The 20,891-nt window shown below is 67.9% G+C and carries 25 protein-coding genes; 7 read left to right on the top strand and 18 right to left on the bottom strand.

Annotation, left to right across the window (positions count from 1 at the left end):
- Positions 1-56: 56 nt before the first annotated feature.
- Positions 57-2,135, top strand: a complete 2,079-nt coding sequence (locus tag H5393_RS02930) for an elongation factor G-like protein EF-G2 (RefSeq protein ID WP_182765421.1) — start codon at positions 57-59, stop codon at positions 2,133-2,135.
- On the opposite strand, the gene coaBC is transcribed toward H5393_RS02930, so the two are convergent.
- Entirely contained in the window at positions 2,111-3,319 is a 1,209-nt protein-coding gene (gene coaBC / locus H5393_RS02925) for a bifunctional phosphopantothenoylcysteine decarboxylase/phosphopantothenate--cysteine ligase CoaBC (protein ID WP_182765420.1), read from the bottom strand. The two genes, H5393_RS02930 and coaBC, sit on opposite strands and share 25 nt — an antisense overlap.
- A 45-nt stretch (positions 3,320-3,364) precedes the next feature.
- Between coaBC and H5393_RS02920 the strand changes: the two genes are divergently transcribed.
- Positions 3,365-4,072 (top strand): NRDE family protein, encoded by a 708-nt coding sequence (locus H5393_RS02920; protein WP_220488149.1) that lies wholly within the window; start codon positions 3,365-3,367, stop codon positions 4,070-4,072.
- Between the two features lie 9 nt (positions 4,073-4,081).
- Here the strand turns inward: H5393_RS02920 and H5393_RS02915 are convergent, their stop codons facing one another.
- Positions 4,082-4,465, bottom strand: a complete 384-nt coding sequence (locus H5393_RS02915) for a YccF domain-containing protein (protein ID WP_182765418.1) — start codon at positions 4,463-4,465, stop codon at positions 4,082-4,084.
- 70 nt (positions 4,466-4,535) lie between these two features.
- Between H5393_RS02915 and trmB the strand changes: the two genes are divergently transcribed.
- The 4 genes from trmB to H5393_RS02895 all read left to right on the top strand — a co-directional run bounded on the left by trmB (position 4,536) and on the right by H5393_RS02895 (position 7,367).
- Entirely contained in the window at positions 4,536-5,267 is a 732-nt protein-coding gene (gene trmB, locus H5393_RS02910; RefSeq protein ID WP_245243950.1) for a tRNA (guanosine(46)-N7)-methyltransferase TrmB, read from the top strand.
- Positions 5,251-6,054 (top strand): tRNA pseudouridine(38-40) synthase TruA, encoded by an 804-nt coding sequence (gene truA, locus H5393_RS02905; RefSeq protein ID WP_182763760.1) that lies wholly within the window; start codon positions 5,251-5,253, stop codon positions 6,052-6,054. Before trmB ends, truA begins: the two co-directional genes overlap by 17 nt.
- Positions 6,051-6,647, top strand: coding sequence for a class I SAM-dependent methyltransferase (locus H5393_RS02900; protein WP_182763761.1), 597 nt, complete (start codon positions 6,051-6,053; stop codon positions 6,645-6,647). The genes truA and H5393_RS02900 overlap by 4 nt, the downstream gene beginning before the upstream one ends.
- A 108-nt stretch (positions 6,648-6,755) precedes the next feature.
- Entirely contained in the window at positions 6,756-7,367 is a 612-nt protein-coding gene (locus tag H5393_RS02895; RefSeq protein WP_182763762.1) for a superoxide dismutase, read from the top strand.
- A 66-nt stretch (positions 7,368-7,433) separates the two neighbouring features.
- Here H5393_RS02895 and H5393_RS14790 read toward each other — a convergent pair whose 3' ends face one another.
- From H5393_RS14790 to infA, 14 genes are all read right to left on the bottom strand, one after another.
- Complete coding sequence (locus H5393_RS14790) at positions 7,434-9,401, bottom strand: acyltransferase family protein (protein ID WP_182763763.1); 1,968 nt, start codon at positions 9,399-9,401, stop codon at positions 7,434-7,436.
- Positions 9,402-9,418: 17 nt separating this feature from the next.
- A complete protein-coding gene (locus H5393_RS02885; protein WP_182765417.1) occupies positions 9,419-10,060 on the bottom strand; it encodes a hypothetical protein in 642 nt (213 codons plus the stop codon).
- A complete protein-coding gene (locus H5393_RS02880; RefSeq protein WP_182765416.1) occupies positions 10,057-11,202 on the bottom strand; it encodes a glycosyltransferase in 1,146 nt (381 codons plus the stop codon). The genes H5393_RS02885 and H5393_RS02880 overlap by 4 nt, the downstream gene beginning before the upstream one ends.
- A gap of 63 nt (positions 11,203-11,265) precedes the next feature.
- Complete coding sequence (locus H5393_RS02875) at positions 11,266-12,057, bottom strand: ABC transporter ATP-binding protein (RefSeq protein WP_182765415.1); 792 nt, start codon at positions 12,055-12,057, stop codon at positions 11,266-11,268.
- Positions 12,057-12,959 (bottom strand): ABC transporter permease, encoded by a 903-nt coding sequence (locus H5393_RS02870; RefSeq protein WP_076058055.1) that lies wholly within the window; start codon positions 12,957-12,959, stop codon positions 12,057-12,059. Before H5393_RS02870 ends, H5393_RS02875 begins: the two co-directional genes overlap by 1 nt.
- Positions 12,960-12,966: 7 nt before the next feature.
- Positions 12,967-13,932, bottom strand: a complete 966-nt coding sequence (locus H5393_RS02865) for an ABC transporter substrate-binding protein (protein WP_182765414.1) — start codon at positions 13,930-13,932, stop codon at positions 12,967-12,969.
- Between the two features lie 77 nt (positions 13,933-14,009).
- On the bottom strand, positions 14,010-14,972 hold the full coding sequence (locus H5393_RS02860) for an ABC transporter substrate-binding protein (protein ID WP_076058049.1): 963 nt from the start codon (positions 14,970-14,972) through the stop codon (positions 14,010-14,012).
- Positions 14,973-15,060: 88 nt separating this feature from the next.
- Positions 15,061-15,597: a 50S ribosomal protein L17 gene (gene rplQ / locus H5393_RS02855; protein ID WP_076058046.1), complete on the bottom strand. Its 537-nt coding sequence runs from the start codon at positions 15,595-15,597 to the stop codon at positions 15,061-15,063.
- A gap of 36 nt (positions 15,598-15,633) precedes the next feature.
- Positions 15,634-16,656, bottom strand: a complete 1,023-nt coding sequence (locus H5393_RS02850) for a DNA-directed RNA polymerase subunit alpha (RefSeq protein WP_076058045.1) — start codon at positions 16,654-16,656, stop codon at positions 15,634-15,636.
- Positions 16,657-16,783: 127 nt separating this feature from the next.
- The gene (gene rpsD, locus H5393_RS02845; RefSeq protein ID WP_076058042.1) at positions 16,784-17,389 is read right to left on the bottom strand and encodes a 30S ribosomal protein S4; all 606 of its coding nucleotides are present in this window, start codon (positions 17,387-17,389) and stop codon (positions 16,784-16,786) included.
- Between the two features lie 32 nt (positions 17,390-17,421).
- Positions 17,422-17,829, bottom strand: coding sequence for a 30S ribosomal protein S11 (gene rpsK, locus H5393_RS02840; protein WP_182763770.1), 408 nt, complete (start codon positions 17,827-17,829; stop codon positions 17,422-17,424).
- Positions 17,830-17,879: 50 nt separating this feature from the next.
- A complete protein-coding gene (gene rpsM, locus H5393_RS02835; RefSeq protein WP_076058038.1) occupies positions 17,880-18,254 on the bottom strand; it encodes a 30S ribosomal protein S13 in 375 nt (124 codons plus the stop codon).
- A gap of 192 nt (positions 18,255-18,446) precedes the next feature.
- Positions 18,447-18,560: a 50S ribosomal protein L36 gene (rpmJ, locus tag H5393_RS02830; RefSeq protein WP_002514836.1), complete on the bottom strand. Its 114-nt coding sequence runs from the start codon at positions 18,558-18,560 to the stop codon at positions 18,447-18,449.
- Between the two features lie 276 nt (positions 18,561-18,836).
- Positions 18,837-19,058, bottom strand: coding sequence for a translation initiation factor IF-1 (gene infA, locus H5393_RS02825; protein WP_040284660.1), 222 nt, complete (start codon positions 19,056-19,058; stop codon positions 18,837-18,839).
- 128 nt (positions 19,059-19,186) lie between these two features.
- Between infA and H5393_RS02820 the strand changes: the two genes are divergently transcribed.
- Positions 19,187-19,474, top strand: a complete 288-nt coding sequence (locus tag H5393_RS02820) for a YciI family protein (RefSeq protein ID WP_182765413.1) — start codon at positions 19,187-19,189, stop codon at positions 19,472-19,474.
- A gap of 69 nt (positions 19,475-19,543) precedes the next feature.
- Here the strand turns inward: H5393_RS02820 and H5393_RS02815 are convergent, their stop codons facing one another.
- Together H5393_RS02815 and H5393_RS02810 are read right to left on the bottom strand one after the other, a co-directional pair.
- Positions 19,544-20,464: a neutral zinc metallopeptidase gene (locus tag H5393_RS02815; RefSeq protein ID WP_182765412.1), complete on the bottom strand. Its 921-nt coding sequence runs from the start codon at positions 20,462-20,464 to the stop codon at positions 19,544-19,546.
- 44 nt (positions 20,465-20,508) lie between these two features.
- A complete protein-coding gene (locus H5393_RS02810) occupies positions 20,509-20,868 on the bottom strand; it encodes a DUF1707 domain-containing protein (protein WP_182765411.1) in 360 nt (119 codons plus the stop codon).
- Between the last annotated feature and the right edge of the window lie 23 nt (positions 20,869-20,891).

Genomic DNA, 20,891 nt, shown 5'->3' with positions numbered 1-20,891 from the left:
AGGCCATTTGAGGGGGTCGGGGCCCACGGCCCGATCGCGCACACTAACGTATGTGCATGGCCTCAAAGACGAGTTCCCAGATCACGATCACGTCCCCGGACGATGTACGCAACGTCGTCCTCGTCGGCGCGAGCGGATCGGGCAAGACAACCCTGTTCGAACACCTCCTGCGTGCGCGTGTGGATGGATATCGCGGCGAAAAGGAAACCCAGGAGCGTGCCGCCACGCTGTGGCTGGCATCCATCCCGGCGATCGACGTCCAGATCAACCTCCTCGACGCTCCCGGGCACCCGGATTTCGTGGGCGAGCTGCGCGCAGGTCTGCGTGCGGCCGACGCTGCGGTCTTCGTGGTCCCCGCCGGCGACGACATCGATCCCACGACGGTCGCGTTGTGGGAGGAGTGCACGGAGTCCAACACCCCCCGCATCATCGCGATCACCAAGTTGGACCAGGGCCGCGCGTCGTTCTCCGACATGGTCGCGGCCTGCCAGACGACCTTCGGCGCGGGTGTGATCCCGGCGCTGATCCCGCTGGAGAAGGACGGCACCAACGTCGGCAACCTCTCCCTGCTGAACAAACGCGCCCACGACTACTCCAGCGGCAAGCGCGTCTCCCGCGACTCCACACCTGAGGAACTCGCTCTGATCGACGCGGCCCGCGCAGACCTGCTCGAGGCGATCATCACCGAGGTGCAGGACGACGACCTGATGGAGCGCTACCTCGAGGGCGAGGAGATTGCGGTCGAGGAAGCCAACGCAGCGCTGCTGCGCGCGGTCGTCGGTGCCCGCTTCTTCCCCGTCCTACCCGCCCACACCACCTCCGACAAGGGCACCGAGGAACTGCTGCGCTGGATCGAACAGGGCTTCCCGCCGCCGTCGATGCTGCCCGTGCCCCCGGTGACCACGCCCAACGGCGCGCGCCTGCCCGACGCCGCGTGTGACCCTGAGGGCCCGCTGGTGGCCCAGGTGGTGCGCACCACGTCGGACAACTTCGGCCGCTCCTCCCTGGTGCGCGTCTTCAGCGGCACGCTCCGCGGCGACCAGGTGGTCCACGTCTCCCGCAACCGCGAACTCTTCGGCTGGGATCCGGACCCGATGCGCCCAGACCAGGACGAAGAGGAGCGGATGGGCCCCATGTCGGCGCCCTACGGCACCGAGTTCACCCCGCTGAACCAGGCGATCGCCGGTGAGATCGTGCTCGTCACCAAGCTGTCGAGGGCGGAGACGGGCGACACCCTGTCAGCTACGGAGCGCCCCGCGTTGATCGAGCCGTGGGAACTACCCCGGCCCCTCCTGCCGGTGGCCATCAAGGCCACCACCCGCGGCGACGAGGACAAGCTCGCCGGCGCCCTCCACCGCATCTCGATGGAGGACACCACCGTGCGGCTCGAACGCAACTCCGAGACCGAGCAACAGCTGCTCTGGGTCATGGGCCAGGCGCAGAAGGACCTCGCGCTGAGTAAGTTGAAGGACCGCTTCGGGCTCAACGTGGTCGAGGAGGAGGTGCGCGTTGCGCTTCGCGAGACAGTGCTGGCGCCGTCGAAGGGCCTCGGCCGCAACGTCAAGCAGTCCGGCGGCCACGGCCAGTACGCCATCTGCAACATCCAAGTAGAACCGCTCGAGCGCGGCGCCGGCTTCCAGTTCGTCGACAAGGTCGTCGGAGGGTCTGTGCCGCGCGCCTACATCGGATCGGTCGAGAAGGGCATTGAGCAGCAGTTGGCGCTGGGCACCAAGTTCGGCGTGCCGATGGTCGACGTGCGCGTCACGCTCTACGACGGCAAGTCCCACTCTGTCGATTCCTCCGACATGGCCTTCCAGGTCGCCGGGCAGTACGCGCTGCGCGACGCGTCGGAGAAGGGTCAGATCGGGCTCCTGGAACCCATCGAGCGGGTCCGGGTGCGAGTGGGCGACCAGTACCTCGGCGCCGCGCTGACCGACCTCGGCGCACGACGCGCGCAGGTGCAGGGCACGGAGATGGACGGCAACGGCCACGCCGTGGTCGAGGCGCTGGTGCCTGCGATCGAGTTGGTGAGCTACCCGATCGACCTGCGCGGCGTCGCCCAGGGCACGGGCACCTTCACCCGCGAGTTCGTGGGCTACGAACTCATGCCTCAGGAGGCCTGGCCCACCGCCTGATCGGTGAGCACGTCCAGGAGGGCGTCGGCGACTTCTCGTTTGGAGCCCGACGCCTCCTTCACGACCTCGTCCCGCGCATCCAGCACGTACAACGTGTTGTGCGACGTCTCGAAGCCCTTGTCCCAGCCCACCTGGTTCACCGCCAGGAGGTCGACGCCCTTCTTCTGCCGTTTCCGACGCCCGCGCTCGAGGTAGTCGTCCCCGGTTTCCGCCGCGAAGGCCACGATGGTCTGCCCGTCGCGGCGCCCAGCGGCCAGCCCCGCAACGATGTCCTCGTTCTCGACGAGGGTGAGCGACGGCACTCCCCCGACCTCCTTGGTGAGTTTGCCCTCGGAGACCTCCGCCACGCGGAAATCCGCCACGGCCGCGGCCATGATCACCACGTCGGCCTCGGCGGCCAGTGAGCGCATCACCCCGGCGAGTTCCGCAGCGGAACCCGCCGTCGTGATCTCGACGCCGGGACGCTGGGCCGGGCGCAGCACGTCCGCCTCGACGTTGGTTGCGGCCAGCAGCACACGCGCACCGCGTTCGGCGGCGGCGACGGCGATCGCCACGCCCTGCTTCCCGCTGGAGCGGTTGCCGATGAAACGCACCGGGTCGATGGGTTCGCGGGTACCGCCGGCCGAGACCGCCAGGGTGACGCCCTCCAGATCCCGTCGACGGCCGGCCAGCGCCAGGGCGGCCTCGTAGATGGCCTCGGGTTCACTCATCCTGCCCGGGCCGGAATCGCCGCCGGTCAGCGGCCCGTCGTCGGGGCCCACGACGTGCACGCCGCGGCTCCGCAGCGTCGCCATGTTCGCCTGCGTGGCGGCATGCAGCCACATCTCCGTGTGCATGGCCGGGGCGACCAGCACCGGCGCCTTCGTGGCCAGCAGCGTGGTGCCCAGCAGGTCCGACGCGAGGCCGGCGGCCATCGAGGCGAGGGTGTTGGCCGTGGCGGGCGCGACGATGACCAGGTCTGCGTTCTGCCCGAGCGCCACGTGGCGCACCCGGGGGACGTCGTCGTGCACGGAGGTGGTGACCGGGTTGCGGCTCAGCGACTCCCAGGTGGGACGCCCCACGAACCGCAGCGCGTCCTCTGTCGGCACGACATGCACCTCATGCCCGTCGCCGATCAGCAGCCGCACCAGGTGCACCACCTTGTACGCCGCGATGCCGCCGCTGACCCCAACCACAATGTTCATGTCCGTGATTCTTTCATCCGGGTACGCTGACTGACCATGTGCACCGTGGTGATTCGCGTTCCCGAGCCCGGGCCGGGCCGCGTCAGGCTGCTGGCCATCCGGGACGAGGACCCGGGCCGGCCGTGGCGGCCGTTGGGCCAGTGGTGGCCCCAGCACCCGGAGATCACCGGTATCCAGGACCTGTCCGCCGGCGGAGCATGGCTCGCGCACAACCACCTGCAGCTCAGCGTCCTGCTGAACCGCGCGGGCGGTCCCCCCGAGGGCATCATCCCGACGACCCGGGGCGACCTCGTCATCGGCTCCCTCACGGGACGCCAGGTCCCGGCGACGCCCACCACCCTGGGGTTCAACCTGGTGGAGGCCACCTTCGACAGCGTGCGCGTCACCTCCTGGGAGGGAGGCGCGACGCGCACCGTCGACCTCGAGCCGGGCACGCACATGATCGCGCACTCGGACGTCGACGACTTCGGGGCGGAGCGCATCGCGCACTGGCTGCACCGCTTCGCCGACGCCCCCACCGAGGGGGTGCGCTGGTGGACGCAGTGGGCCAAGGTGCTCGATGAGGGCGGCCGGAACCTGGACCCGACAGACGACCGCGCGCTCATCCGCGACAACCGCGCCCACGGCTTCCCGACGCTGTCGCTGCTGGCCGTCGTGGCGTCGATCGGCCCCGGCAACGTCACCAGCGGGATGGGTGTGCTCGGGGAACCCGGGGTCTGGGAGCCGGTCGCTCCCCTCCTCACCAGTTCCTGAACCGTCGGCTCAGAGGATCCCGCCGCTCGGCACGATCCGCTTGCCGAACGGGAAGCAGGTCACCGGGATCATCTTCAGCGACACCCACGCATTGGCGATACCGATGATCGTCAGCGACTGCGCGAGCGCCGAGGTGATGTGCAGGAGCGCCAGCCACCACCCCGCCACCACGAACCAGATGACGTTCATGAGCCCTGATCCCCAACCGGCCCCCGGCTTCGGTTCGACGGTGCGGCCGAACGGCCAGAGCACGTAGTTGGCCATGCGGAACGACGCGAGCCCCGCCGGGATCGTCACGATGAAGATGCAGGCGATCACGCCCGCCAGCATGTAGCCCAGGGCCAGCCAGAAGCCGCCCAGGATGACCCAGATGACGTTGAGAATGGTGCGCATCGATGACTCCTCGTGGTTGCCGATCAGCACCTCACAGTCTAGTTCGCGCGGTCACCGGTAGGCTGGGCCGGTGATTTCCCGACCCCCACGCCCCCGCCGCGACATCGTCAGTTTCGTGCGCCGCAGCACGCGGATGAACGAGTCGCAGACCAAGGCCTGGGAGCGGCATGCCGCCGAATACCTCGTGGACATCCCGCGTGGCGAGTTGGACACCTCCGTGGCGCCTGAGGCCCACGTCGACTGGGCCGCGGAGTTCGGGCGTGAGGCGCCGCTGATCGTGGAGATCGGCTCCGGCGCCGGCGACTCCCTCGTCCCCATGGCCGCCGGCCGTCCCGAATGCAACGTGGTGGCGTTCGAGGTGTTCGAGCCCGCCGTCGCGTCCACGCTCGGCCGGCTGGGCCGCATCGGAGCCACCAACGTGCGTCTGGCCCTGGTGGACGGGGCGCAGGCGCTCCCCCGCCTGTTCGACGACGGCTCGGTCACCGAACTGTGGACGTTCTTCGCTGACCCCTGGCACAAGAAGCGCCACCACAAGCGTCGCCTCGTCAGCACGGGGTTCGCCGATGTCGTGGCCGCCAAACTGGCGCCGTCCGGGGTGTGGCGACTGGCCACCGACTGGGAGGACTACGCGCTCTGGATGCGGGAGCACCTCGACGACCACCCCGGCCTGGTCAACGTGCACGACGGTTGGGCCCCCAGACTCGAGGAGCGCCCCGTCACCAAGTACGAGGCACGCGGGTTGGCCGCGGGCCGCACCGTCTTCGACCTCACCTACCGGAGGGCCGATGCGACTCAGGATTGATTTGGCCTACGACGGCACCGAGTTCCACGGCTGGGCCACCCAGCCCGGGCTACGCACGGTGCAGGCGACCCTCGAAGAATGGATCGGCAAGGTGCTGCGCCTCGCCGGGCCGCCCACACTGGTGGTCGCGGGCCGCACCGACGCGGGCGTGCACGCCCGACGCCAGACCTGCCACGCCGACCTGGACCTCGACGAGGACCCGTCGGCCACCCTGCTGCGCCGTCTCCGCCGCGTCCTCCCGGACGACATCGCCATCCGCGACGTCACCCCGGCCCCCGAAGGTTTCGACGCGCGGTTCTCGGCCATCTGGCGGCGCTACTGCTATCGCCTGACCGACGGGGTCGCCGATCCGCTGCTGCGCGGGCACATCACACCGTCGCGCGAACCGATCGACGTCGGCGCGCTCAACGCCGCCGCGGAACTGCTGATCGGGCTGCGGGACTTCGCCGCCTTCTGCCGGCCGCGCCAGGGTGCCACCACCATCCGCGACCTCCGGGAGCTCAGCGCCACCCGCCGCCCCGACGGCGTGATCGAGGTGCACCTGCTGGCGGACGCGTTCTGCCACTCGATGGTGCGCTCCCTGATGGGCGCGCTGACCGCCGTGGCGGCGGGGCGGCGCAGCCTCTCCTGGTTGGAGGAGGTGGCCGCCAGCAGCGTGCGCCATGGCGAGGTGCAGGTCATGCCGGCCCGTGGCCTCACGCTGGAAGAGGTGGGCTATCCGCCCGACGATGAACTGGCCGCCCGCGCCACCGCGGCGCGCGCCATGCGCACCCTGGAGACATCATGAGCCACTACTTCGACACCCCTGACCAGCCGCTGGTCACGCACGAGTTCACCGCCACCGTCTTCGGCAACGACCTGACGTTCACGACAGCCGGTGGCGTGTTCTCCGGGGGCCGCCTCGACCTCGGCACCTCCGTCCTACTGCGCGAGGTGAGCCCACCCGAGCGGGGCCATCTGCTGGACCTCGGGTGCGGAGTCGGCACCATCGCCGTCGGGCTGGCCGTGGCGGCGCCCGGCGTCACCGTCGACGCGGTCGACGTGAACGGCCGCGCCGTCGAGCTGACCCGGATGAACGCGCAGCGGCACGGTGTCGCCGAGCGGGTGCACGCCGTCGCCCCCGACGAGGTGCCCGCGGACGTGCGCTACGACGAGATCTGGTCGAATCCTCCGATCAGGATCGGCAAGCAGGCGTTACACGAGTTGCTCCTGACGTGGTTGCCGCGGCTCCAGCCTGACGGTGTCGCCTGGTTGGTCGTCGGGAAGAACCTCGGCGGTGATTCGCTGCAGCGCTGGCTGACGGACCAGGGGCATCCGACGGAGCGCGTGGCGTCGGCCAAGGGCTTCCGTGTGCTCAGGGTCGCCGCCTCAGGGGCCTGATTTCCCCGCCAGCGGAACCCGCTGAGAAGTTGAAGCGGTGACCAAATGGGCGGCATAGGATGGGGACCGTCAGCGCGCAACGGCGCGAGTCAACGATCAGGAGACACCATGACCTACACCCTTCCCGACCTCGACTACGACTACGGGGCACTCGCCCCGCACATCGCCCCGGAGATCATGGAGCTGCACCACAGCAAGCACCACGCCGCCTACGTGGCCGGTGCCAACACCGCCCTCGAGCAGCTCGCGGCCGCGCGCGACAAGGGTGACTTCGGCGCCGTGAACAAGCTCGAGAAGGACCTCGCCTTCCACTTGGGCGGCCACATCAACCACTCCGTCTTCTGGAAGAACATGTCGCCCAACGGCGGCGGCGAGCCCACCGGCGACGTGGCTGAGGCGATCGGCGAGTTCTTCGGTTCGTTCGACGGCTTCAAGAAGCAGTTCAACGCCGCCGCCAACGGCCTGCAGGGCTCCGGCTGGGCCATGCTCGTGTGGGACACCCTCGGCCAGCGCCTCAACATCAACCAGCTGTTCGACCAGCAGTCGAACGTGCCGGTCGGCCAGCTGCCCGTGCTGCAGCTGGACATGTGGGAGCACGCCTTCTACCTCCAGTACAAGAACGTCAAGGGCGACTACGTCAACGCCTGGTGGAACGTCATCAACTGGGACGACGTGGCGCAGCGCCTCTCCGCCGCCAAGAACGTCCAGCTCACCTACTGAGCCACCGCGTAACACGAAGACCCCGGGCCCAGGCCCGGGGTCTTCTCGTTTCGGCTGAGCCGCAGATCAGCTGCTGGCGGCCGTCAACACATTCTCGAGCACCTTCTCTGCGGTCTCGTAGCCGAAGGGGTCCACCAGGATGTGGCTGCCGTCGGGCCGCAACAGCTGCCCACCGGGCCGGGAGTCGTCGCACAGCGCCGGGCCGTCGGCACTCTCAGGCTCGGGGTCCTTGCACAGCAACGGATCCATCCGGAAGGTCTCCACCCTGTCGTCGCGCTGGGCCAGGTCGACGACGATGTCGTTCCACCGGCGGCGGTACTCGTCGTGGTTGACCATGAGATCCAGCAGCGGGTGGCACTCGTCCTCGGTGCAGCGGCTGAGCATGCCGGTGCCGGGGCGCTCGGTCTGCGCGATCACCAGAGTGGCGCCCTGAGAGGTGAGCCGATCGACGCTGGCCGCCAGGTCCTCTTCGAGCGCCTCCCAGAAGATTTCTTCGTCCGGTCCGACGATCCGTCCGTCGAGCCAGCGCTGGTGCACCTCGTAGCGCGACCACCAGAACACCGTCGCCGGACGCTCGGAGTCGATCTTCTCTGTCTGGATGTCGGCGACCATGGTGCAGTCGCCTGCACCCTCGTGGTCGGGCTTGAGGTACTCCTGCAACTCGATCGAGAGGGGCGGGCAGCCACCACGGGAGGCGTTGTCGACGACGAAGTCGTTGTCGCTGGCCACCTGGTCGAGCGATTCCATGAGGCGGAACGGCACGGAGTCGCCCACCACGATGAGGAGGTCCGGGTTGGTCTGCGGCACCGGCGAGCCGCCGGGGCTGACGGGTGTCGCGGGCGGGCGCGTACTGGGCACGGGCAGCCCGCGCAGCGCGGTAGCCCAGGTCATGATGATCACCATGATCACTGCGACGGTGAGCATCGTGCGCTTGAAGGTGAGCCACGTGGTGAAGCGGCCGCGACGGATGGGCTCCTCCACGAAGTGGTAGCTCAGCACCGCACAGATCAGCGTCGCCGCCAGCGCCACCGGAGCCCGCAGCATCCGGAACTCCTCCTTGTGGGCCACGTCCAGCCACACGCTCCACGGCCAGTGCCACAGGTACAGCCCGTAGGAGATCTGCCCGAGGTAGGTCATCGGCCGCCAGGACAGGAAACCCGACAGCATCGTCGGCGGAGAGACCACCAGCGCGCCGATCAGGAGCGTGACGCCCACGCTGAGGATCACCGCCCCGCCCTGGAAGTAGAAGGCGCTGGGTCCGGCCAGGAACGGCAGCACGGCCACGGCCGTCACCACGCCGACCGCCGCGATGAGACGGTGGTGGCGGTAGAAGACGGTGCGCACCGCGTGGTTGCTCATCACGATGGCCAACAGGGCACCGAGCAGCGGCTCGAACGCCTTGGTGTCGGTGCCCATGTAGGCGCGGTCAGGGGACGCCGGGTCGTACAGCACCATCAGCAGTGCTGCCGAGACGACGATGAGCACTGCCGCCACCACTCCGATGATGGTGGTGACCCGCTTGCTGCCACCCAACTTCGCGGCGACGAACGCGACGATGCCGATCAGCACTGGCCAGAAGAAGTAGAACTGCTCCTCGACGGCCAGGGACCACATGTGCAGCAGCAACGACGGCGTGCCGTCGGAGGCGAAGTAGCTGTTGGCGCCCATGAACCGCCAGTTTCCGAGGTACAGCACCGTCCAGAAGATGTCCCAACTGGCGTTGGCCTTGCGGAACAACGGCATCAGGAACGTGGCGTAGAGGAGTACCAGCAGCAGGATCAGCGTGGCGGCGGGCAGCAGGCGGCGGAATCGGCGCTGCCAGAACTTCCCGTACTGCGGCCTCCCGTGGCGCACGGTGTCGCGCAGCAGGCCGGAGGTGATCAGGTACCCGGACAGCACGAAGAACACGTCGACGCCGGCGAACCCCAGTTCCAGGTTGGGAACGCTGAGGTGGAACGCGATGACCAGGCCCACAGCGATGGTGCGGAGGCCATCAAGGCTGGGCACATAGGTGATGTTGTCTGCCGGCTGCACCCCGGGAGTCTAACGCGTCAGCCCGCGGAAGCACTTCCCCGGCGCCCCTTGCGGCCGTACACCCAGGGCGCCACCTCACGACCCGTCAGCCAGGCGTGCCAGACCGCGATCGCGACGAAGGAGCCCATCCAGGCGCCCAGCGCCCACCGGGTCACGCGGCGCAGCGGGAGTTCCCTGGTCAGCGGGACGAAGTTCACGGCCCCCACGCGGTTCGTCTCGTCCGAGGCGCAGGCGTCGAGCTCGTAACCGCCGACGGTCACCTTGGCCCAGGTGTGCCCGCGCAGCCACCAGGGGTTCTGGAAGCCGCGGACCATGGCCGCGTGCACCAGGCGGGTCTTGAAGCCCAGTTCGCGCAGCACGAGGAGGAGCACCGTGTTGTACTGGTGCGACCATCCCCGGTGCGAACTGAGCGCGCGCTCCGGCGGCTCCCACAGGTGCCACAGCGAATAGTAGGGAAAGGCCCGCGCGACAGCCTTCACCGCCTCGTCGGCCAGCGCCCGCCCGGTGGCTCCCGTCTCGCGGCACTGCTGGGCCAGGGCGGCGACGGTGTGGGGCCCGGACGCCAAAGGTCTGCACGGCGCCAGTGCCACCACCGGGACCAGCGCGCCGACCAGCGCCACCAGCGGCGACCAACCGATCTTGAGCCGCTTCTTTCTCACAGCCGTCTTCCCTTCGGATTGTGCGCGAAGCCTCGCAGCTTCCGGTACGGCACCTCGTCTGCCAGTTGTCTGTGCAGCGCCAACATCGCGTCGGTGGTGCGCTGCCAGGGATACCGCTCGGCGCGCGCCCGTGCCGCACGCCGCAGCTCTGGGCCGAGGCGCGGGATCAGGCGTTCCACGGCGTCGGCCAGGGACAGTGGGTTGGCGTCGCCGCGCTCGCCGGACGTGGCGTCGACCAGTTCGCTGGCTCCCCCGCTGGTGGAACTGACGACGGGGGTGCCGCACGCCAGCGCCTCGAGCACGGCGAGTCCGAAGGTCTCCGCGGGACACACGGACAGCGACACGTCGTGCTGCGCGATGCGCCTGGCCACCTCGTCGCGGCCGGGCACGAAGCCGTGGAAGAACACCGGCGCGTTGCCGGCGACCGCCTCCAGTTCGGCCTGGTCGGGGCCGGTGCCGTACAGGTCGAGCCGCACCGGATGGCCCCTCCGGTGCAGTTCGACGACGGTGGCCACGGCCAGCTGGGGGCTCTTCTCGTGGGAGAGCCTGCCCACGTAACAGAACTTGAGCACGCCGTCGTCGGCCGGTTCGCCCTTGTCGGGGTGGAACGTCTCCAGGTCCACGCCGAGCGGCACGAGCGCCAGGTTGGCGCCGGTGTCGGCGAACTCCTCCTCGGCGAAGCGGCTGGTGACCACGACGGAGTCGAAGTTGCGGGACAGACGGCGGTTCAGCCCACCGACGATGGTCTCGACGCCGAAGCTGGAGCGCACGAACATCGCGAGCATGTCGGATAGCCGCTCATGGCTGAAGAGCACGGAGCCGACGCTGCGCTTGGCGGCCCAGTTCGCCGCCGGCGAGAGGGTCCACTTGTCCGACACCTCGATGGAGGTGGGCCGGAACCTGTCCAGCACGTCGAGCACCCGCCAGGGTTGGAAGATCATGCGGTACTGCTCGGTGACCTTGGGGGCGCGGACCTGCACGAGGATGCCGGCCTCGGTCTCGAGGATCTGGTCCCTCTCCCCCGGCGCGACGAAGATGCGCGTGTGCCCGGCGTCGACGTAGCCCTGGCCCAGGGTTTCGATGACCACCTTCATACCCCCAGACGTGGGGCCGACGAAGTTGGCCAGCTGGGCGATGCGCATTGCCCTACCGTACCCATTCTGCGGGGCGTGAGCTCCCAGGGAACGAGGGACTGAGCCTGAGCGTCAGTCGAGCAGCGTGCGGTCCGACAGGCTGGCGCCCTTGATCTTGGCGAACTCCTGCGTGAGCTGCTCGGCCGTGATCGACTTCTTGGCCTCGTCGTCGACCTCGAGGACGATGCGGCCCTCGTGCATCATGATCAACCTGTTGCCCAGCTCGATGGCCTGGTGCATGTTGTGGGTGACCATGAGGGTGGTCAGCCGATGGCGCTCCACGGCCTCGCCGGTCAGGCGGGTGACCAGGGCGGCGCGCGCCGGATCCAGCGCGGCCGTGTGTTCGTCGAGGAGGAGGATGGCCGGTTGCGCATAGGTGGCCATCAGCAGGCTGAGTGCCTGGCGCTGGCCGCCCGACAGCATGCCCACGCGCATGTCGAGGCGGTTCTCCAACCCGAGTTCCAGCGTGGTGAGGGCCTCCTTGAAGACCGCGCGCTTGGGGCTGGTGACGGCCATCCGCAGGCCGCGCTTGCGGCCACGCTCGAACGCGATGGCCAGGTTCTCCTCGATGGTGAGGTGGGGCGAGGTGCCGGCCATGGGGTCCTGGAAGACGCGCGCGACCCACTTGGCCCGCTGGTGTTCCGGGGTGCGGCTGACGTTCTTGCCGTCGATCGTCACCGTGCCGCCGTCCACCGGGTACCGCCCGGAGACCACGTTGAGCATGGTGGACTTACCGGCGCCGTTGGAGCCGATGACGGTGACGAAGTCTCCCTCGTGGAGGGTGAGGTTGATGGCGTCCAGCGCGACCCGCTCGTTGACGGTGCCGGGGAAGAAGCGCTTCGTGACTGAGGCGAGTTCGAGCATCAGGCGACTCCTGCCTCTGCGGCCTGACGACGACGGCGTTGGCGGCGCAGTTTCTTGAGGGGACCCCACTGCGGCAGCACCAGGGCGAGCACGACGAGCACCGCCGAGATGAGCTTCATGTCGTTGGGGTTGAAGCCGTTGTTGAGGGCGATCTGGATGACGCCACGGTAGATGACCGAGCCGAGGGCTGCGGCCAGCACGGCCTGCCACACTGCGGTCATCCCGAAGATGGCCTGGCCGACGATGACCGAGGCCAGGCCTGCGACGATGAGGCCGATACCCATGGAGATGTCCGAGAATCCCTGGTACTGCGCCACGAGCGCGCCACAGAGGGCCACCATGCCGTTGGAGATCATCAGGCCGACGATCTTGGTGACGCCGGTGTTGATGCCCTGCGATCGGGCCATCATCTCGTTGTCGCCGGTGGCGCGGATGGACACCCCGAAGCTGGTGCCGAGGAACCAGTAGACCACCAGCCCGACGAGGAGCACGACGACGCTGAACGCCGCCACCGACATCCAGGTGCCGAGCAGCCGTTCGCCCCGGAACCAGCTGAACAGCGTGTCGGTGCGCAGCAGCGGCACGTTGGCCCGGTTGCCCATGATGCGCAGGTTGATGGAGTACAGCGCGATCTGGGTCAGGATGCCTGCCAGCAGGGGGTTGATGTTGCCCCAGACGTGGAGCAGCCCGGTGATGGCGCCGGCGAGCATGCCGGCGACCATCCCGGCGATCATCGCGGCCCAGACCGGCACCCCGTTCACGAGCAGGATGGCGCACGTGGCGGCACCTGTCGTGAACGAACCGTCCACCGTCAGGTCAGGGAAATCCAGGACCCGGTAGGTGAGGTAGACGCCCAACGCCATGATGGCGTAGAGCAGGCCGATCTCGAGCGCGATGATCATCTGGTACTCAGAACTTCTTGGTTGCGCGGTCGAGGACCGCCTGGGGCAACTCGATGCCCTGGGCTGCGGCCGCCTCTTCGTTGACGAACAGGTCGAACTGCTTCTGCGTCTCGACCGGGATGTCGGAGGCGGGAGTGCCCTCGAGCATCTTGAGCAGCACGGCAGCGGCATCCTTGCCCTGCTGGATGTAGTTCACCGAAAGGCCTGCGGTGGCGCCACGCTCCATGGTCGACTCGTCCGAGGCGAAGACCGGGACGGACTTCTGTTCGGCCACCTGCACGAGGGACTCTGCGGCGGAGACGACGGTGTTGTCGGTGGGGATCAGGTAGGCGTCGACGTCGAGCGACTCGGCGGCCTGCTGCACCTCTGCGGAGTTGGTGACGGTGGCCGTCTTGATCTCCATGCCACGGGATTCGGCGGCCTTCTCGGCCTCAGCGACCTGGACCTCGGAGTTGACCTCGCCGGAGGAGTACACGATGCCGACGGTGACGGCCTCGGGCAGGATCTCCTTGATGAGGTCGAGCTGCGCGTCCATCGGGTTGAGGTCCGACACGCCGGTGATGTTGGCATCTGGGGCGTCCCACTCCTGCATGAGGCCGGCGGCGACCGGATCCGTGACGGCGGCGAAGGCGATCGGCTTGTCGGTGATCACGTTGGCCAGTGCCTGGGCAGTGGGGGTCGCAATGGCGAGGTAGCCGTTGAAGTCCGCGCTGGCGAACGTGTTGGCGATGCTCGTGAGCGTCGACTGGTCGCCCTGGGCGTTCTGCAGGTCGATGGTGAGGTTCTCGCCCTCCGTGTAACCGGCCTCCGCCATGGCTTCCTTGAAGCCGTCTGCGACGGCGTCGAGCGCCGGGTGGGAGACGATGGTGGCGATGCCGATCTTGTAGGACTCGGTGGAGCCCTCATCTGCGGCGCCACAGCCGGTCAGTGCGAGCGCGGCGATGGTGCCGAGCGCGACAACCTTGAGTTTCATGTTTCTCCTTGCGCGAAAGGGTGAGTGCCTGTAAAGCGTAGGCTTCCGCGGCGCCGGTGGGCGCCGGCGTCCACCCCTCAGTACGTGGTGGCGGCTTCCTCGATGACTGCCTTGGGGATGGTCACGCCCATCCGCTCAGCGGCGGCGGGGTTGACCACGGTCTCCAGGGATTCCTGCAGTTGGACGCTGGTGTCGGCCGGCTCCCCTCCCTTGAGGAGTTCGACGATCATCTTGGCTGTCTGCAGACCCTGCGCCTTGTAGTCGGTCGAGAGTGCCGCGGCGGCACCGCGCTCCACCGAATCAGGATCCGAACTGACCAGCAGCGCCTGCTTCTGTTCAGCCACCTGCACCATGGACTCCATCGCCGAGACGACGGTGTTGTCGACGAGGGTGAAATAGGCGTCGACGTCCAGCGACTCAGCGGCCTGCTGCACCTCGGAGGAGTTCTGGATGGTGGCGGTCTTGACCTCGACCCCGAGTTGCCTGCCCGCCTCGATGGCCTTCTCGGCCTGCACCTGGGCGTTGACCTCGGAGGCCGAGTAGACGATACCCACGGATTCGACGGTGGGGTCGATGTCGAGGATCAGTTTCAACTGCTGGTCGGTGGGCAACTGGTCGGAAGTACCCGTGACGTTGCCGCCCGGCTTCTCCATCGAATCCACCAGGCCCGCGGCGACCGGATCGGTCACGGACGCGAACACGATGGGCCGGTCCTGGATCACCTGCGCCATGGCCTGGGCCGGCGGCGTGGCGATCGCCACGAACAGGTCGTGCTGAGAGGCGGCGTAGGTGTTGGCGATGTTGGTCAGAGTGGGCTGGTCCCCCTGGGGGTTCTGGAACTCGAGTGTGAGGTTCTCCCCCTCGACGTAACCCGCCTCGGCGAGGCCCTCCTTCACGCCCTCCCAGATGAGGTCCAGCGACGGGTGGGAAACGATGGTCACTCCACCGATCGACACCTGGTCCGGGGCGCTCTGTTGCGCGCCGCAGCCAGTGAGCAGCAGGGCGGCGACAGCCGCACCTGCAAGAACCCGTCGCAGCATCTGGTGTCTCCTCTGAACGGCCAAAACTAACGAAACCCTACCGGTAAAACAGAAGGGGCCCCACGACGGGGGCCCCTTCCGGATGGTGTCACTTGGACTCTGCAGCGTCCTCGTCAGCGGCCGTCTCGTCGGCCGCGGCGGGCGACTCCTCGGTCTCGGCGACCTCGTCGGTTTCGGCGACCTGATCAGTCTCCTCAACCTCTGCGATCTCCTCGGCCTTGGGCTCCTCGGCCGGTGCGGCCTTGGGCGCCTTGGCCTTCGGGGCCACGGCCTCGGTGATCAGTTCGATCACTGCCATGGGGGCGTTGTCGCCCTTGCGGGGGCCGATCTTGGTGATGCGGGTGTAGCCACCGTTGCGGCCTTCGAAGGTGGGGGCGATCTCGTCGAAGAGACGACGCACGACGTCGACGTCGGTGACCGACTGCAGCACCAGGCGACGGTTGTGCAGGTCACCGCGCTTGGCCTTGCTGATCAGACGCTCGGCAACCGGCTGCAGCAGCCGGGCACGGGTCTCGGTGGTGGTGATTCGGCCGTGCTCGAAGAGCTGGGTGGCCAGGTTGCGCAGGATGTGGCGCTGATGGGTCGGGCTACCGCCCAGACGGGCACCCTTGGTCGGCTTAGGCATTGATCAATTCTCCAGTGTGAGTAGCGGTGTGGGCGGTCAGTACTGCTCGGTCTCGGCGAAGTCAGCGTCTTCGTCGTTGTCCTCGTCGTAGCGCTCGATGGCCTGCAGCGGGTCGAAGCCCGGGTGCGAGTCACGCAGCGACAGGCCGAGGTTGGCGAGGGTCTCGCGAACCTCGTCGATCGACTTGCTGCCGAAGTTGCGGATGTCGAGCAGATCCTCTTCGCTGCGGGCCACGAGCTCACCCACGGTGTGGATGCCCTCGCGCTTGAGGCAGTTGTAGGAGCGGACCGACAGTTCCAGATCCTCGACAGGGAGGTTCAACGACTCGGCGATCTGCTCGTCGACGGGCGACGGGCCGATCTCGATGCCTTCGGCGTCCACGTTGAGCTCGCGGGCAAGGCCGAACAGCTCGACGAGGGTGGTACCGGCCGAGGCGACGGCGTCACGCGGCGTCATCGACGGCTTGGTCTCGACGTCGACGATGAGACGGTCGAAGTCGGTGCGCTGGGCGACGCGGGTGGCCTCGACCTTGTAGGTGACCTTGAGCACCGGCGAGTAGATGGAGTCGACCGGGATGCGGCCGATCTCGGAATCGGGATCCTTGTTCAGCACTGCGCTGACGTAGCCACGGCCGCGTTCGACGACGAGCTCCATCTCGAGCTTGCCGGTCTCGTTGAGAGTGGCGATGTGCAGCTCGGGGTTGTGGATCTCGACGCCTGCCGGGGGCTGGATGTCACCGGCGGTGACGGATCCGGCGCCTGCCTTGCGGAGGTACATGACGACGGGCTCGTCCTCCTCCGAGGAGATCACGAGGCCCTTGAGGTTCAGGATGATCTCGGTGACGTCCTCGACGACGCCCTCCACCGTGGAGAACTCGTGCTGGTTGCCTTCGATCTTGATGCTGGTGACCGAGGCACCCGGGATGGACGACAACAGGGTGCGACGCAGCGAGTTGCCGAGCGTGTAGCCGAAGCCGGGCTCGAGGGGCTCGATGATGAACCGGGACCGGTGGTCCGAGACGACCTCTTCCGTGAGGCCCGGGCGCTGTGCGATGAGCATGGTGTTTCCTCCCCGCGCCGACCGCTATATGAAGGCGCGAAATAGTGCTGAGCCCGACCGTCGGGCCCAGCGCCCCGCCCGGAGCGAGCCGGACGGGGCGGGTGGTGGGGCACAAGGCCCCGACGGATCACTTCGAGTAGAGCTCGACGATCATCTGCTCCTGGACATCGACCACGATCTGCTCGCGGACGGGGAGCTGGTGCACGAGGATGCGCATCCGGTTGGGACGGGCCTCCAGCCATGCGGGAACCGAACGCTCGCCGTGGGTCTCACGGGCGATGACGAACGGGGTCAGGTTCAGCGACTTCTCAGCCACGTCGATGATGTCCTTGGCGCGGACACGGTACGACGGGATGTTGACGCGCCCACCGTTGACCAGGAAGTGGCCGTGGACGACGAGCTGACGGGCCTGACGACGCGTCGAAGCGAAACCGGAGCGGTACACGACGTTGTCGAGACGCGACTCCAGGATCTGCAGCAGACGGTCACCGGTCTTGCCGGGGTGACGGTCGGCCTCTTCGTAGTAGCGACGGAACTGCTTCTCGAGGACGCCGTAAGCGAAGCGCGCCTTCTGCTTCTCACGAAGCTGCAGCGAGTATTCGGAGTCCTTCGTGCGACCGCGGCCGTGCTGACCCGGAGGGTACGGACGACGCTCGAAGGCCTTGTCGTTGCCGACAAGGTCAGTCCCGAGTCGACGGGACTTCTTGGTGATCGGGCCGGTATAACGAGCCATAATGTATTAGTCCTATTCTCTCTCGGGCCGGATCAGACGCGACGGCGCTTCGGCGGACGGCAGCCGTTGTGCGGTGTGGGGGTCACGTCGGAAATGGCGCCGACCTCCAGGCCGACGGCACCGAGCGAACGGATAGCGGTCTCGCGGCCCGAGCCCGGGCCCTTGACGAACACGTCGACGCGCTTCATGCCGTGCTCCATGGCACGACGGCCAGCGGCCTCGGCGGCCATCTGAGCGGCGAACGGGGTCGACTTACGCGAGCCCTTGAAGCCGACGGTGCCGGCGGAGGCCCACGAAATCACATTGCCCGTGGGGTCGGTGATCGAGATGATGGTGTTGTTGAAGGTGCTCTTGATGTGCGCCTGACCGGCGAGCACGTTCTTCTTTTCCTTGCGGCGGCCCTTGGTCTTGGCGCCGGCCTTGCGGCTTGCAGTAGCCATATGTTCTTAAGTCTCCTTGAGTCCTTGAGAGGAGGCGCTCGACCCGGAGGTCAGCGTGCCTTCTTCTTGCCAGCGACGGCCTTCTTCTTGCCCTTGCGGGTGCGGGCATTGGTGCGGGTGCGCTGACCACGAACCGGGAGGCCGCTGCGGTGGCGACGGCCCTGGTAGTTACCGATCTCCACCTTGCGGCGGATGTCGGCGGCAGTGCTACGACGGAGGTCACCCTCGATCTCGTAGCTGCCTTCGATGTGGTCGCGCAGCGCGACGAGCTGGTCGTCGGTCAGCTGGTGGACGCGGAGATCGCCGGAGACTCCAGTCGCGGCGAGGGTTTCGGCGGCGCGGGTACGACCGATGCCGAAGATGTAGGTGAGTGCGACCTCGAGGCGCTTTTCGCGCGGCAGGTCAACACCAACTAGGCGTGCCATCAGGCGGATTCCTTTCCTATGCGAAGGTGTGGGCGTGACGCGTCCCCGCCGCCTATGGCGCTCGACTCGAGCACCGACGGGGCCTTGGCCTTCGTCCAAGGGTGGTCGATCCCGCAGGGGGATCTAGCTATCACGTTGTTTCAGTTGTCAGGCGGAACCAGGCCTGGGGCCCTCGTCCGCGGTGGCCTGTGATCAGCCCTGGCGCTGCTTATGGCGCGGGTTGTCGCAGATCACCATCACACGACCGTGCCGGCGGATGACCTTGCACTTGTCGCAGATCTTCTTGACGCTCGGCTGAACCTTCATTCGAGCAACCTTTTCAATCGGCGACTGGGAGCGCAGGGCGCGCCCAATCTTGCGGTGGATGAGCTTGGTCGAAGTGGCCACGGGCACGCGGGCGCGCACGGGCATTGACGACCGAGGAGCAACTTTACGCTAGGCGTGCGCGGAAGGCAAAAGCACGCCCCACGTCCCGCCTCGGTGCGGGCAAGTGACCAACTCGCCGGTATGCAAAATAGAAAGCGCCGCCGGCCCACGGGGGACCAGGCAGCGCTGGAGAGGGTGCGGCGGGAGCCGCAGGTCTCACTTGTGTCGGTAGACGATGCGGCCGCGGGTGAGGTCGTAGGGCGACAACTCCACGACGACGCGGTCCGACGGCAGGATGCGGATGTAGTGCTGCCGCATTTTGCCACTGATCGTGGTCAACACCTTGTGGCCGTTGGCCAGTTCGACGCGGAACATCGCGTTGGGCAGGGCCTCGACCACGGTGCCCTCGAGTTCGAGAGCTCCCTCTTTCTTCGCCATAAACTCTCTTCTGTTCGCACCGGGCGCTCTGAGCGCGCGCCGGATGATACTGCAATCGGCAAGTTTACGCCCACAGCGGCCCCTCGCCAAACGGCGGTCCACACCCGCCGCGCCACTAGCCTGTCCCCATGGCCTATTTCGCAGTCCGCTACACCTACTCCGACGACAACGCCGAGCTCGACAGGGTGCGCCCCAGCCACCGGGAATTCCTGGCCTCCCTGACTGCCGGGCCCCTCGTGGCCAGTGGCCCGTTCGTCGGCGCCGCGCACCCCAGCGCAATGCTCCTCCTCAAGGCCGGATCCGCGGACGAGGTGGCGTCGGCCCTCGACGCCGACCCCTTCTGGGAGGCCGGCCTCATCGCCGAGCGCCTCGTCGAGGAATGGAATCCCATCATCGGCGTGTTCGCGGACAACTGAGTGGTCAGTTGACGCAGAACGCCGCGGGGTCGCGATGCTCGCAGGCCAACACCTCCCCAGCAGGAACTCCTAGGCGACCTGGTCGTCCGGCACGGCCCAGGTGTTGCAGTCGTTCATGGTGGCCGCGTAGAGGCCCCGGGTGCCCCAGTACAGCAGCGACTCTCGTGAGCCATGCACCCCGTCGGCACGCATCGTCTCGAGGCGCTCCATCCAGGACTCGTACTGTTCCTGCCCGAAGCTGAACGCGCTGTTGTGCCGGGTCATCGCGGCGGACCAACAGGTGGCCTGCAGCTCCGCGCGCCGCTCCAGCACGGGGGTGTTGGCCAACGCAGTCTTGGCCCGGGTGATGCCTGCCAGGCTCTGCAGGTGGTGTCCGTACTCGTGGTTGACCATCTCGTTGACCGACAGGTCCCAGGTGCGCGCCATGTCGAAGTGCCGGGCACCGAAGTGGACGCTGCCGCCCCCGGCCGAACAGTAGAACGCGGGCGCCTCCAGGTAGCCGCAGGCGCTGTCGTCACCCTCGCCGGCGAAGAACTGGACGCCCGGCGCCGTCGTCAGCCAGCCCAACTGCTGGAAGGTGGGCACCCAGGAGCGGTGCACGCAGAACCACTGGTCGCGCACCGCAGCCTCCCACTCCGCCTCGTCGCGGACGGTCTTCGGGGTGGCGCAGTGTTCCAGCGTGGCCGGCGCCAGCGCGTTCAGGGTGGTGACCTGCGCGTCGTAGAGCGGCGACAACGGGTCCGGGCCCGGCAACGGCTCCCAGGTCTGCTCCGGTAGGTCCCACTCCCCCGGCCCGGCCCCCGGCGCTGGGACCGGCTCGCCCTCGGCAGGAGCTGGTCCGGTATCGGGAGCGCGCTTCAGATTCATGCCGAAAATGACGAGGGCGAGCGACAGCACCAAGGTGGTCACCACAGCGATGAGGGTGGTGGGCCCCAGCCGGAATCGCGGCCTGGCCCGCCGAGGGCGGACGGTGTGGGATGAAGTGCGCATCCGTCACTCCCCCCGTCGGCTGCACTGCACGTGCAGGAAGTATCTCAGAAGATCAGCACGAGCAGGATGATCAACACCGCCACCAGGGCCACGCCCACGACGCCCACCATCATCGCGGCGGGCACCAGGCTGCGCGACTGCGCGATCTGTCCTGCCGGAACCCCGCCCTGCTCCACGATGGCGGGCACATGGGCAGCGGCTGCGGGCAGCTTCTCCATCACCGGGACCAGGTCGCCGAGGGTGCGCGCGTCGTAGACCACGTCCATGGCGGTCGAGTACTCGTCGTGGGTGAGACGTCCGTCGGCGAACGCGTCGTTGAGCCGCTGGGTGATGGAGGCGCGCTCCGTCTCGTCGATGGGGTCGCCTGGGCGTTGCAGGTACTTCGAGCTCGGTGGCAGCGGCATGAGGACAATCATAGGCCGCTGAA

Source organism: Tessaracoccus sp. MC1756 (assembly GCF_014164735.1).
Lineage (GTDB): Bacteria > Actinomycetota > Actinomycetes > Propionibacteriales > Propionibacteriaceae > Arachnia.
The sequence above is the reverse complement of the archived record's forward strand: the minus strand, read 5'-3'. Positions and strand labels throughout refer to the sequence as shown.